Raw genomic sequence first — 12,454 nt, 5'->3', positions numbered from 1 at the left:
GAGATCCGATCCTGTCCTACGGGACCGCCCGCGGCCAAGGAGAGAATGCACAAGACATGGCCCCGGGCATGTGGGTATCACCACACCATGGGCGGCTCGTCGTCCGATTAGTGTCTGTGCACTGCCTACAAAAGCCCGGAGGGACCATGGCGTTCGGCTGGATCGACGAGCAGGCGGAGCAGCGCCGTCGCGCCGGGCTCGTACGGACGCTGCGGCCCCGTCCCGCCGACTCGCCGCTCCTCGATCTCGCGAGCAACGACTACCTGGGTCTGGCCCATCACCCCGAGGTCGTCGAGGGTGCCGCCGATGCGGCGCGGACCTGGGGCGGGGGGTCGACCGGGTCGCGGCTCGTCACCGGTACGACCGAGCTCCATGCCCAACTGGAGCGCGAACTGGCCGAGTTCACCGGGTTCGAGGCCGCCCTCGTCTTCTCCTCCGGCTACGCGGCCAACCTCGCCGCGGTCACCACGCTCGCGCCGCACGGCTCGCTGATCGTCTCCGACGCGGGCAACCACGCCTCCCTCATCGACGGCTGCCGGCTGGCCCGGGGTGCGACTCAGGTCGTAGGCCATGCCGACCCGGACGGGGTGCGCAAGGCGCTGCGGACGCACGACGGACAGGCCGTGGTCGTGTCCGACTCGGTGTTCTCCGTCGACGGGGACGCGGCGCCGGTGGGGGCGCTCGCCGAGGCATGCCGGGAGTTCGGGGCGGGGCTGCTGCTCGACGACGCGCACGGGCTCGGGGTGCTGGGCGAGGGTGGGCGCGGGGCGCCGTACGAGGCGGGGCTCGCGGGGGCGGAGGACGTGGTCGTGACGGTCACGCTGTCCAAGTCGCTCGGCAGCCAGGGCGGTGCCGTGCTCGGGCCGGCGCGGGTCATCGACCACCTGGTCAACGCGGCGCGGACGTTCATCTTCGACACGGGACTGGCGCCCGCGGCGGCCGGTGCGGCCCTGGCTGCGCTCACCCTGCTGCGGCGCGAGCCCGAGCGGGCTGCCCGGGCCCGCGCCGTGGCGGGTGACCTGCACACACGCCTGACCGTCGCGGGTCTGGAAGCGGTACGTCCGGACGCCGCCGTGGTCTCGGTGCGTGCGCCGTCCCCGGAGGCGGCCGTGCGGTGGGCGGCCGACTGCCGTACGGCAGGGCTGGCCGTGGGCTGCTTCCGTCCTCCTTCCGTGCCCGACGGCATCTCACGGCTCAGGCTGACCGCCCGAGCGGACCTCTCCGGGGCCGAGATCGAACGCGCTGTACGTGTGATCGGCGAAACGCGACCATGAGTCGGCGTGACACGGCCGTGCGTCGCTGACAGGCGGAACGGTCAGTGGAACGTGGCGAGGAAGCCCGTCCAGCTCGCGGGGGAGAAGAGCAGGGCGGGTCCTTGCGGGTCCTTCGAGTCGCGTACGGCGAGCAGCCCCGCGCGGGGGCCTGAGCGCGGACGAGCCGCCTCGACGCAGTTGTTCGCTCCCGTGCTGTAGCTGCTGCGCAGCCACCGCACACCGGACAGTTCAGAACTGGAAGGTACGTTCCGAGGCAGTGCAGACATGGTGCCTCCTTACGCGCCGTCACCTATCCCGGCGATGTAATCCGACGAATCCTCGGGCGAAAGGGCGTGGAACTGAAGGGCGTTGAAGGCCTCGCTGTAGGCCTCTAGGTCTTCTTTCCGTTCGAGGTAGAGGCTACTCGTCAAGTGGTCTAGAACAACCACGTCCAGATCAGAAGTGCTCGGAAAGGAGAAGATAACGAAAGGTCCGGTGATGCCGATGTGTGCTCCTGCGGCGAACGGCAGTACCTGAAGCCTCACTTGGGGCAGCTTGGCCGCCTCCACGAGCCGGTCCAGCTGACGTGCCATCACCCCCGGCCCGCCGACCTCGCGCCGCAGCACCGCCTCGTCGAGGACCACGCTCAGGGCCAGCGGCGGATCCGCGCGCAGCACGTCCTGCCGGGCCAGCCGCACCTGCACCAGCGCGTCGAGCCGCTCGGGGCCGTCGTCGTCGAGGCCTCCCACGGCGGCCCGGGTCACCGCGCGGGCGTACTCAGGTGTCTGCAGCAGCCCGGGGACCACCGAGGTCTCCAGGGTGCGGATCGCGCTGGCCTGTGACTCCAGACTGATGAAGTCCCGGTAGGCGGGCGGCAGTACACCGCGATAGGCGTGCCACCAGTGGTGCCGGCCGCCCCCGTCGTCGGAGCCGGCCAACACGAGCAGCATGTCCCGAAGTTGTGGGTCGCCGACCTGGTAGGCGTCCAGGAGTAACCGGACGTCGGGTGCTTTCACGCCACTCGCGCCCGTCTCGATGCGGCTCACCTTCGACTGGTGCCAGCCGACCAGCCGGGCCGCCTCACCGCTGGTGAGCCCCGCCTCCGCACGCAATGCGCGCAGTTCCGCGCCCAGTTTCCGGCGGCGCACCGCGGGACCGTACTGCATGGGTTTCTCCTTACTCCTTCCGAGCCGCCCAAATACGGTCTGGGGTCGCAGAGTTCACCGCTTCGAGCGACAGATATATGCATATCTTGGTGGATCGCCACCGTTACCGACGCGGTAATGGCAGTCTGGCGAAGAAGCACCAGTCCGGGACCGTACTCGAACCATCCGCTCCGTGTCGGACACCGGTCCCGCGGGAAAGGGACGACCGCGCCATGGCAGACCATCTGGAAGCATCCGTCACTCTGCCGAGCGATCCCGCCTCGGTCTCCACCGCCCGCACCTACGTCGTCGGGACCCTGGTGGAATGGGGACTTCCGGCGGACACGGAGGTCGCCGACACCATCCGCCTCATCGTCTCCGAACTCGCCACCAACGCCGTACAGCACACCTTCGGGCAGTCACCCACCTTCACGGTGGACATCGAGCTGGAGCGTGACGAACGGCTGCACATCGGGGTCACCGACAGCCATCCTCGGTTCCCGAAACGCCTGCCGGCCGCCGTCCAGCAGGACAACGGCCGGGGCATGGTGATCATCCGCTGGCTGACCGCGGAGTGCGGCGGCAAACTCAAGGTCCGGCCCACCCTGGAGGGCGGCAAGACGGTCTCCATCGAGGTGCCCTGGACGGTACCGGCCCGGCCGGTGACCGCCGCGGGCCAGCAGGAGCCGTAGGACAGCGTTGTGAACGTCCCTGGACACCCGAGGGGGTGGCGGCCTGTCAGGTGGCCACCACCCCCTCGGGAGATTCGGACAGGTCTTGGCTCTTAGCTGACCCGGCCGTACCAGACGCTCTTGGTCCAGATCTTCTGCAGCCTCACCACGTCCCCCGTCTTCGGGGCGTGCCAGATCTTTCCCTTGCCGGCGTAGATGCCGACGTGGTAGACGCTGGAGCCCGAGTGGAAGAAGACGAGGTCCCCGGCCTTGCGGCTCTTGGCCGAGATGTGGTGGGTCTTGTTGTACTGCTGGGCCGCCGTACGGGGCAGTTTCTTGCCCGCCTTCTTGTACGAGTACAGCGTGAGCCCGGAGCAGTCGAAGCGGCCCGGTCCGGTGGCCCCGTACCTGTACGGGGCGCCCTTCTTGGACGCCGCGACCTGGAGCGCCTTCGTCGCGGGTGTCGCGGCCGCGGCGTCGGATGCGACGCCCGGTATCACGACGGAGCCGCCAACAGCGGCGATGGCGAAGGCCGAGGCCGTACCGGCCCTGACCATCAGCGACGGGACACGATTGAGCGCAGTCATGCGCAACCCTTCGTCAGCCGCCTGTGAAGGATGACCTGTCGGATTCGGGCTGGCGAAGTTGCCCGGCCGCTGACGCGGCTTCACCCCAAGGGCTGCTCGACCCGGTCATGGCGTGACCGTCCCGGCGACCCGTCGTGCTTGGGTCCTCCACTCCTGCCGATGCAATCCTGTCGACCTGTCATCCGGGCGGCGGCAGGACTCGGCGTCCGCCCGGATCGCCCCGCCGCTGCGGCGGGGTCTTGTCGTCAGACAGGGATCTTCACCTATGAATCTCCGAAAAGCCCAACGGAACCGGGGATTTGTGGGGTTACTCACCACTCACCCGTTCGGGTGGACACCCCCGTGTTCGAAGGGGCGTCGAGGGGTGTCAGGCCCCCGGACCAGCACCGGAACACTTCAGGCGGCCCTCGGGCTACGCGTGTTGCGCAACCCGGACGGCCGCATGGACGGAGAAGTGACTACGCCGATCAGGGGTACGTCGTTCGGCCGGTTTGGACGCCGCCCGAGGCGGCTGTGTCTCCGTCAACTGTCGGAGGGCGCGGGCAGGGTGACGCGCGCCGTGCGGCGCTCCCCGTCCAGCACGCGCAGCGCCCGCGCGAGGGTGGGAGCGTGCAGTTCGGTCTCACCCCGCTGGTGCATCAGCGCCAGCGCGTCCCGCAGCTCGGCGGCCTTGGCGACCAGTGCCTGAGCGGCCCTCAGACCACGGTACGTGTCACCGTTGTGCGCCGGGTTGATACGGCCGAGAAGGTCGGCCACATCCAGGTAACGGTCGATCAACTCGCCCTCGGCGCGCGTCAGTGCGGGCAGTGGAGGCAGTTCCGGCGGCAGCATCGTCGGCTCACTCCCCGCCCGGCTCGGTGAGCGAGGTCTTGCGGGTGGTCACGATCCGGTCCACCAAGCCGTATTCCAGGGCCTGTTGGGCATCCATGATCCGGTCCCGCTCGATGTCCGCGCTCACCTGCTCCACCGTCCGGCCCGTGTGCAGAGCGAGCAGTTCCTCCAGTTGGACCCGCGTACGCGCCAACTCCTCGGCCTGGATGGCGAGATCACTCGCCTGACCCTGGACCGGCTCGGTGAACGAGGGCTGGTGGATCAGTACCCGCGCACCCGGCAGCGCCGACCGCTTGCCCGGCGTGCCCGCCGCCAGCAGCACCGCCGCGGAGGTGCCGGCCTGGCCGAGGCAGATCGTCTCCACGTCACACGTGACGTACTGCAACGTGTCGTAGATCGCCGACATCGCGGTGAACGATCCGCCGGGCGAGTTGATGTACAGCGAGATGTCCCGGTCCGGCGCCTGGTATTCGAGGTGCATGAACTGGGCCATCACATCGTTCGCCGAGATGTCGTCGATCGGCGTCCCGAGGAAGACGATCCGCTCCTCCAGCAGCTTCGAGTACGGGTCGAGGGTCCGGTGGCCCGCGCTGGTGCGCTCGGTGAACTCGGGCAGGACGTGGCGGGCGGACGGTCGGGTCATGGGTACCCCTCCTTCGGCATCTGTAAGAAATGTACAGGACGTACATGACGTTATGATGGGGGTATGGCCTACGAGATTCCGGTGACGCAAGCCAGGGCTGAGCTCGCCGACCTGATCAACCGGGTGGTGTACGGCGGTGAGCGCGTCGTCGTGACGCGGCACGGCAAGCCCCTGGTCGCCCTGGTCTCCGCTGCCGACCTGGAGCGACTCGACGAACTCGACAAGCTGGACAGGCTCGACGCGAACGCCGAGGAACAGGTGATCAGTTCCGTCTCGCGCGTCCGCGAGGTCGCGTCCGCTCCTCGCGAACACCATCGGTTCGGTATCGCGGCCGAACATCGGGGGCCGAATCCCTCATAGCGGGAGGTCGTGCGCGGGGCCGCTCTACGGGCGTAGATGTGATTGTCCTGATCACAGCTCGGTTAACTTGCTTGAAACTCGGTCCAACTAACCTGCCGATCCACGCCACCAGGGACTTTGCCCTGGGGGCTGAGCGGGTCCGGCGAGATTCGCTGCGGTTCGGCAGCGCCCCGAAGGGGCGCGGGGAACCGCGCGACCAGCCTCGACGGGCCTTCGGACGACGTCCCGCACTCCGAGCGGAGCGTTTAGGCGGCAGCCGGACCCCGCACGGTCCGGAGCGAGGACTGTGAGGTGGGACGTGCAACTGACCCCGCACGAGCAAGAGAGGCTGCTGATCCATGTGGCGGCCGACGTGGCCGAGAAGCGCCGGGCCCGTGGTCTGAGGCTGAACCACCCCGAGGCGGTCGCCCTCATCACGTCGCACATCCTCGAAGGCGCCCGTGACGGCCGGACCGTCGCCGAGCTGATGGCCTCCGGGCGCAAGCTGCTCACCAGGGACGACGTCATGGAGGGCATCCCCGAGATGATCCACGACGTACAGGTCGAGGCGACCTTCCCGGACGGCACCAAGCTCGTCACCGTCCACGACCCGATCGTGTAGGAGGCCTCGATGATTCCCGGCGAGATCCTGTTCGCGGACGACCCGATCGTCTACAACGCGGGCCGCGAGGTCACGCGGATGACCGTCCTCAACGCCGCCGACCGGCCCGTCCAGGTCGGCTCCCACTACCACTTCGCCGAGGCCAACCCCGGCCTTGAGTTCGACCGCGCGGCCGCGCGCGGGCAGCGGCTCAACGTCGCCGCCGGTACGGCCGTGCGCTTCGAGCCGGGCATCCCCGTCGACGTCGAACTCGTCCCCCTCGCCGGCGCCCGGATCGTGCCCGGACTGCGCGGGGAGACCGGAGGTGCCCTCGATGCCTGAGATCTCCCGCGCCGCGTACGCGGACCTGTTCGGGCCGACCACCGGCGACCGCATCCGGCTCGCCGACACCGATCTGCTGATCGAGATCGAGGAGGACCGCAGCGGCGGTCCCGGACTCGCCGGTGACGAGGCCGTGTTCGGCGGCGGCAAGGTCATCCGCGAGTCGATGGGCCAGGCGCGTGCCTCCCGCGCGGAGGGCACCCCCGACACCGTCATCACCGGTGCCGTGATCGTCGACCACTGGGGCATCGTCAAGGCCGACGTCGGCATCCGCGACGGCCGCGTCACCGGCATCGGCAAGGCCGGCAACCCCGACACCATGGACGGCATCCACCCCGACCTGGTGATCGGCCCCGAGACCGAGGTCATCGCCGGCAACGGACGCATCCTCACGGCCGGTGCCGTCGACGCGCACGTCCACTTCATCTGCCCGCAGATCGCCGACGAGGCGCTCTCCGCCGGTGTCACCACCCTGGTCGGCGGCGGCACCGGACCAGCCGAGGGTTCCAAGGCCACGACCGTCACGCCCGGGCCCTGGCATCTGGCCCGGATGATGGCGGCGATGGAGCAGTACCCGCTCAACATCGGCTTCCTCGGCAAGGGCAACACCGTCTCGCACGACGCGATGATGTCCCAGATCCGAGGGGGAGCGCTGGGACTGAAGCTCCATGAGGACTGGGGCTCGACTCCCGCCGTCATCGACGCCTCGCTCACGGTCGCCGACCGTACGGGCATCCAAGTCGCCATCCACACCGACACGTTGAACGAGGCCGGGTTCGTCGGCGACACCCTCGCCGCGATCGCCGGACGCGGCATCCACGCGTACCACACCGAGGGTGCGGGCGGCGGGCACGCGCCGGACATCATGACCGTGGTCTCCGAGCCGCACGTGCTGCCCAGCTCCACCAATCCCACCCGGCCGTACACCGTCAACACCGCCGAGGAACACCTCGACATGCTGATGGTGTGCCACCACCTCAACCCGGCGGTGCCCGAGGACCTGGCCTTCGCCGAGTCCCGCATCCGCCCGTCGACGATCGGCGCGGAGGACATCCTCCACGACCTCGGCGCCATCTCGATCATCTCCTCCGACGCGCAGGCGATGGGCCGGGTCGGCGAGGTCATCATGCGGACCTGGCAGACGGCGCATGTGATGAAGCGGCGGCGGGGGGCGCTGCCCGGGGACGGGCGTGCGGACAATCGTCGGGTACGGCGTTACATCGCCAAGTACACGATCAACCCCGCCCTCGCGCAGGGCCTCGCCCGCGAGATCGGCTCCGTCGAGAGCGGCAAGCTCGCCGACCTGGTGCTGTGGGAACCGGCGTTCTTCGGCGTCAAGCCGCACCTCGTCATCAAGGGCGGCCAGATCGCGTACGCGCAGATGGGCGACGCCAACGCGTCCATCCCGACGCCTCAACCCATCCTGCCGCGGCCGATGTTCGGGGCGATCGGACGGGCGCCGGCCGCCAACTCCTTCAACTTCGTCGCCCAGTTGGCGATCGAGGACGGGCTGCCCGAACGGCTCGACCTCGGGAAGAAGTTCGTCGCCATCGAGTCCACGCGTGGGGTCACGAAGGCCGACATGCGTGAGAACGATGCCCGGCCTCGCGTCCAGGTCGATCCCGACAGCTTCGCCGTGCACATCGACGGGGAGCTCGTCGAGGCGACTCCGGCGGCCGAACTGCCCATGGCCCAGCGGTACTTCCTCTTCTGATGACCAGGGGAGCATTGCTGGTTCTGGCCGACGGGCGCTTTCCCGCCGGAGGGCACGCGCACTCCGGCGGGGCGGAGGCCGCCGTCAAGGCCGGGCGGGTCACCGGGGCGGCCGGCCTTGGTGAGTTCTGCCGGGGGCGGTTGCACACGGCCGGTCTCGTGTCCGCCGCGTTGGCCGCTGCGACTGTACTCGGCGCCGATCCGGGGGAGTTGGACCTCGCCGCGGATGCGCGGACTCCGTCGCCCGCGTTGCGGCTGGCCTCGCGGAAGCTGGGGCGGCAGTTGATGCGGGCCGCGCGGGCCACCTGGCCGTCCGCCGAACTCGACGCCCTGGCTCGGGAGTTCCCCAAGGGGGCTCACCAGCCGGTGGTGTTGGGGCTGGTGGCTCGGGCGGCTGGGCTGGGGGCGGAGGATGCGGCGTACTGCGCGGCCTACGAGAGTGTGAGTGGGCCGACTTCCGCGACGGTGCGGTTGCTGAGTCTTGATCCGTTCGACGCTACGGCTGTACTGGCTCGGTTGGCACCGGAGTTGGACCTGGTCGCCGATCGGGCGGTGGAGGCGGGGCGGCGGGTTCTTGCCGAGGGGGTTGACGAACTGCCTTGTGCGTCGGCGCCGTTGCTGGAGATCGGGGCGGAGGCGCATGCGGCTTGGGCTGTGCGGTTGTTCGCGTCGTAGGGGTTTTCTCGCCCCCGCCGCCCCTACCCGTCCCATCCCCAGGGGCTCTGCCCCTTCGACCCCGCCAGGGGGCTCCGCCCCCTGGACCCCCGGTCGGCCTGAACGGCCTCGTCCTCAAACGCCGGACGGGCTGAGTGGTGCCGGCCCGGGCTGACAAGGGTCCGGAGCCCTACAACGCCATAGCAAACAAGGCCCGAAGCCGCAAGGCCCCGAAGCCGCAAGAGCCCGAAGCCGCAGGGCCCCTGAAGTCGCAAGTGCCCGCCGCGAGGCCCAGAAGTCGAAAGAGCCCGAAGCCGACAGGACCCGTAAGAAACCAGAAGGAGCCGCCTCATGCACCTCGACCACAACCACGACGGCCCCGCCGCCGTCAGTGCCGACGCTCACCGTCCCGACGGGACCCACCGTGCCCTGCGGATCGGGCTCGGTGGGCCTGTCGGGTCGGGTAAGACCGCTACCGTCGCGGCGCTCTGCCGGATTCTGCGGGACGAGCTCTCGCTCGCTGTCGTCACCAATGACATCTACACCCGGGAGGACGCCGAATTCCTGCTGCGGGAAGCCGTGTTGCCGCCCGAGCGGATCACCGCTGTGGAGACCGGGGCCTGTCCGCACACCGCTATCCGGGACGACATCTCCGCCAACCTCGAAGCTGTCGAGGATCTGGAGGACGAGGTCGGGCCGTTGGATCTGATCCTGGTCGAGTCGGGTGGGGACAATCTCACCGCCACCTTCTCCAAGGGGCTTGTCGACGCGCAGATCTTTGTGATCGACGTGGCCGGTGGGGACGACATTCCGCGCAAGGGTGGGCCCGGTGTCACCACTGCCGATCTGCTGGTCGTCAACAAGACCGACCTCGCGCCCTACGTCGGGTCCGATCTGGGGCGGATGGCTGCCGACGCCAAGGCTCAGCGGGCCGAACTGCCCGTCGTCTTCCAGTCGTTGAGGAGTGAGGCCGGGGTCGCCGACGTCGTCGGCTGGGTGCGGGAGCGGCTTGCCGCGTGGACGGCGTGATCGTGAGCGGGGTGCGGGCCACCGCTCGGATCGTGGCCCGGGAGGACGGGCGGGGCGGTACCGCGCTGCCCGTCCTGGAGGGGGACGGGCCGCTTGCGTTGCGGCGGACCCGGGGGAGTGGGGCCGAGGCTCAGGTCATGCTCGTCGGGGCCATGAGCGGGCCGCTCGGCGGGGATCACTTCGCCGTCGAGGCGGGTGTCGAACGGGGGGCCCGGTTGCGGGTCGGGTCCGCCGCCGCGACCATCGCGCTGCCGGGGCAGGCGAAGGGGGAGTCTCGGTACGACGTTCGGCTCAGCGTCGCCGAAGGTGGTGAACTGCACTGGTTGCCCGAGCAGTTGATCTCCGTGCGCGGTAGTGATCTGCGTGTCACGACGCGCGTCGATCTCGCCGACTCCGCCCGGCTCGTGTTCCGCGAGGAGCAGGTGCTCGGGCGGGTCGGGGAGGAGTCCGGGCGGCTCACCAGTCGGCTCTCGGTGCGCGTCGCGGGGGGCACCGTGCTCGATCAGGAGTTGGCCTGCGGGCCCGGAGCGCCGGGCGGCTGGGACGGGGCCGCCGTGCTCGGTGGGCATCGTGCTGTGGGGCAACTCCTCGTCGTACGGCCGGAGTTCACCCAGGAGCCGGTCGCGGCGCGCATGCTGGGGGAGTGTGCGTGCCTCGTGCCGCTCGCCGGGCCCGCCGTGCTGGTGAGCGCGATCGCCTCCGACGCGCTGCGGCTGCGGAGGGTGCTGGACGAGGCGATGTCGATCCTCGGGTGAGTATCCGCTGAGCGGGACGGATGTTTCCGCTTATCGGATTGGTAAAGAAGGTCAACCGCCTCTGTTCTCAGGCGGTTCACAGCCGAGAGGATCCTCCGAGACCATTTCGCAACGATGTACGGGGAGGGGCCCACTTGAGGCACAACAGACCGAAGAGCCGGGTGATGGCGTTCGGTTCGGCCGGATTCGCGGCGGCGGCACTGATAGCCGGCGCCGTGGTGGCACCCGCGGCCAACGCGCAGACCGGTCAGACGGCGGGGCACAGTCAGGATCGTGCGGCCGCCGAGGGCGCCGCGCTCACCGCCGCCCGCGCCGCCAAGGCCGGGATCGACTGGCAGGACTGCCCCACCGACTGGGGCTTCGCGAAGCCGGTCCAGTGCGGGTGGGTCACCGTGCCGATCGACTACACCAAGCCCAACGGCAAGAAGATCAAGCTCGCTGTCGACCGCGCCGTCAGCACCGGCACGAAGGCGGAGCGCCAGGGCGCGCTCGTCTACAACCCCGGCGGTCCGGGCGGCTCCGGGATGCGCTTCCCGCTCCGGGTCACCACCAAGAACCCGCTGTGGGTCAACACGTCCAAGGCGTACGACTTCGTGGGCTTCGACCCGCGCGGTGTCGGCCACTCGGCGCCCATCTCCTGCATCGACCCGCAGGAGTTCGTGAAGGCGCCCAAGGCGGACCCGGTACCGGACAGCACCGCCGACAAGAACGCGCAGCGCAAGCTGGCCCGTGAGTACGCGGACGGCTGCGCCGAGCGCACCGGCCGCACCATGCTCGCGCAGATGACCACGCCGAACACCGCGCGCGACCTCGACGTCATCCGCGCCGCCCTCGGCGAGAAGAAGCTCAACTACCTGGGCGTCTCCTACGGCACCTACCTCGGCGCGGTCTACGGCACCCTGTTCCCGTCCCACCTCCGCCGGATGATCGTCGACAGCGTCGTCAACCCGGCGCAGGACAACATCTGGTACGAGGCCAACCTGGGCCAGGACGTCGCCTTCGAGGGCCGCTGGAAGGACTGGGAGGACTGGGTCGCGAAGAACGACGCGGCCTACCACCTGGGGACCACGCGTGCCGCCGTCCAGGCCAAGTGGCTCGAACTGCGCGCCACCGCGAAGAAGAGCCCGCTCGGCGGGGTCGTCGGTCCGGCCGAGCTGCTCGGCTTCTTCCAAGGGGCCCCGTACTACGACTCCTCGTGGGTGCCGGTCGCCACCGCGTTCAGCAAGTACTTCGCCGGTGACCCGCAGCCGCTGATCGACGCGGCCTCGCCCGACATGTCGGACACCGTGGGCAACATCTCCTCGGAGAACGGCAACGCCGTCTACACGGCCGTCGAGTGCACCGACGCCAAGTGGCCCACCAGCTGGGCGAAGTGGGACAAGGACAACACGGCGCTCAACAAGCAGTACCCGTTCTTGACCTGGTCCAACGCCTGGATGAACCTGCCGTGCGCCACCTGGCCGGTCAAGCAGCAGGCCCCGGTCAAGGTCAAGACCGGCAAGGGCCTGCCGCCCGTCCTCATCGTGCAGTCGCAGCGCGACGCCGCCACGCCGTACGAGGGCGCGGTCGTCCTGCACAAGAGCTTCAAGGGCTCCCGGCTCATCACCGAGAAGGACGCCGGTTCGCACGGTGTGACTGGTCTGGTCAACCCGTGCATCAACTCCCGTGTCGACGCCTACCTGTTGACCGGCAAGCTCGACGCCGCCGACTTCACGTGCACCCCGCACGCGACGCCGGTGCCGTAAGCCGTTGTACGTGAGTGAGGGGGGGGGGGGGGGGGGGCCGCCCCCCCCCCCCCCCCGGTGGGGGGGGGGGGGGGGGGGGCCACAACCACGGCGGGGCGGGGGCGTGGGGTGCGTCGGCGCCGGCGGCCCCCCCCCCCCGGGGGGCG

General features: G+C 69.8%; 15 protein-coding genes and 1 riboswitch. Of the genes, 10 read left to right on the top strand and 5 right to left on the bottom strand.

Going from position 1 to position 12,454, the window contains the following annotated elements:
- The first annotated feature begins 146 nt into the window (after positions 1-146).
- A complete protein-coding gene (locus ACGFY9_RS12790; protein ID WP_393753736.1) occupies positions 147-1,274 on the top strand; it encodes an 8-amino-7-oxononanoate synthase in 1,128 nt (375 codons plus the stop codon).
- 41 nt (positions 1,275-1,315) lie between these two features.
- Here ACGFY9_RS12790 and ACGFY9_RS12785 read toward each other — a convergent pair whose 3' ends face one another.
- Together ACGFY9_RS12785 and ACGFY9_RS12780 are read right to left on the bottom strand one after the other, a co-directional pair.
- The gene (locus ACGFY9_RS12785) at positions 1,316-1,540 is read right to left on the bottom strand and encodes a DUF397 domain-containing protein (protein WP_393753735.1); all 225 of its coding nucleotides are present in this window, start codon (positions 1,538-1,540) and stop codon (positions 1,316-1,318) included.
- 9 nt (positions 1,541-1,549) lie between these two features.
- Positions 1,550-2,419, bottom strand: a complete 870-nt coding sequence (locus tag ACGFY9_RS12780; RefSeq protein WP_393753734.1) for a helix-turn-helix domain-containing protein — start codon at positions 2,417-2,419, stop codon at positions 1,550-1,552.
- 212 nt (positions 2,420-2,631) lie between these two features.
- On the opposite strand from ACGFY9_RS12780, the gene ACGFY9_RS12775 reads away from it, so the two are divergent.
- The gene (locus ACGFY9_RS12775; RefSeq protein ID WP_393753733.1) at positions 2,632-3,090 is read left to right on the top strand and encodes an ATP-binding protein; all 459 of its coding nucleotides are present in this window, start codon (positions 2,632-2,634) and stop codon (positions 3,088-3,090) included.
- 92 nt (positions 3,091-3,182) lie between these two features.
- Here ACGFY9_RS12775 and ACGFY9_RS12770 read toward each other — a convergent pair whose 3' ends face one another.
- From ACGFY9_RS12770 to ACGFY9_RS12760, 3 genes are all read right to left on the bottom strand, one after another.
- Positions 3,183-3,656 (bottom strand): C40 family peptidase, encoded by a 474-nt coding sequence (locus tag ACGFY9_RS12770; protein ID WP_033278230.1) that lies wholly within the window; start codon positions 3,654-3,656, stop codon positions 3,183-3,185.
- 3 nt (positions 3,657-3,659) lie between these two features.
- A riboswitch (cyclic di-AMP (ydaO/yuaA leader) is annotated at positions 3,660-3,839 on the bottom strand.
- 339 nt (positions 3,840-4,178) lie between these two features.
- On the bottom strand, positions 4,179-4,487 hold the full coding sequence (locus ACGFY9_RS12765) for a hypothetical protein (RefSeq protein WP_366437281.1): 309 nt from the start codon (positions 4,485-4,487) through the stop codon (positions 4,179-4,181).
- Positions 4,488-4,494: 7 nt separating this feature from the next.
- On the bottom strand, positions 4,495-5,130 hold the full coding sequence (locus ACGFY9_RS12760; RefSeq protein ID WP_393753732.1) for an ATP-dependent Clp protease proteolytic subunit: 636 nt from the start codon (positions 5,128-5,130) through the stop codon (positions 4,495-4,497).
- Between the two features lie 63 nt (positions 5,131-5,193).
- Here ACGFY9_RS12760 and ACGFY9_RS12755 point away from each other — a divergent pair, with 63 nt between their 5' ends.
- The 8 genes from ACGFY9_RS12755 to ACGFY9_RS12720 all read left to right on the top strand — a co-directional run bounded on the left by ACGFY9_RS12755 (position 5,194) and on the right by ACGFY9_RS12720 (position 12,308).
- Positions 5,194-5,490 (top strand): type II toxin-antitoxin system Phd/YefM family antitoxin, encoded by a 297-nt coding sequence (locus ACGFY9_RS12755; protein WP_393753731.1) that lies wholly within the window; start codon positions 5,194-5,196, stop codon positions 5,488-5,490.
- A 298-nt stretch (positions 5,491-5,788) separates the two neighbouring features.
- Positions 5,789-6,091, top strand: a complete 303-nt coding sequence (locus ACGFY9_RS12750) for an urease subunit gamma (protein WP_037782101.1) — start codon at positions 5,789-5,791, stop codon at positions 6,089-6,091.
- A 9-nt stretch (positions 6,092-6,100) separates the two neighbouring features.
- Positions 6,101-6,412, top strand: coding sequence for an urease subunit beta (locus ACGFY9_RS12745; protein ID WP_328684781.1), 312 nt, complete (start codon positions 6,101-6,103; stop codon positions 6,410-6,412).
- Positions 6,405-8,126 (top strand): urease subunit alpha, encoded by a 1,722-nt coding sequence (locus ACGFY9_RS12740; RefSeq protein WP_393753730.1) that lies wholly within the window; start codon positions 6,405-6,407, stop codon positions 8,124-8,126. Before ACGFY9_RS12745 ends, ACGFY9_RS12740 begins: the two co-directional genes overlap by 8 nt.
- Complete coding sequence (locus tag ACGFY9_RS12735; protein ID WP_393753729.1) at positions 8,126-8,800, top strand: urease accessory protein UreF; 675 nt, start codon at positions 8,126-8,128, stop codon at positions 8,798-8,800. The genes ACGFY9_RS12740 and ACGFY9_RS12735 overlap by 1 nt, the downstream gene beginning before the upstream one ends.
- 330 nt (positions 8,801-9,130) lie before the next feature.
- On the top strand, positions 9,131-9,808 hold the full coding sequence (gene ureG / locus ACGFY9_RS12730; protein ID WP_393753728.1) for an urease accessory protein UreG: 678 nt from the start codon (positions 9,131-9,133) through the stop codon (positions 9,806-9,808).
- Positions 9,796-10,563 carry an urease accessory protein UreD gene (locus ACGFY9_RS12725; RefSeq protein WP_393753727.1) on the top strand — a complete coding sequence of 256 codons (768 nt, stop codon included), beginning with the start codon at positions 9,796-9,798 and terminating at the stop codon, positions 10,561-10,563. Before ureG ends, ACGFY9_RS12725 begins: the two co-directional genes overlap by 13 nt.
- Positions 10,564-10,727: 164 nt before the next feature.
- Positions 10,728-12,308, top strand: coding sequence for an alpha/beta hydrolase (locus ACGFY9_RS12720; protein ID WP_393753886.1), 1,581 nt, complete (start codon positions 10,728-10,730; stop codon positions 12,306-12,308).
- Positions 12,309-12,454: the final 146 nt, after the last annotated feature.

This window comes from Streptomyces sp. NPDC048504, assembly GCF_043200035.1.
Classification (GTDB): domain Bacteria; phylum Actinomycetota; class Actinomycetes; order Streptomycetales; family Streptomycetaceae; genus Streptomyces.
This window is presented reverse-complemented; position numbering and strand designations above follow the sequence as displayed.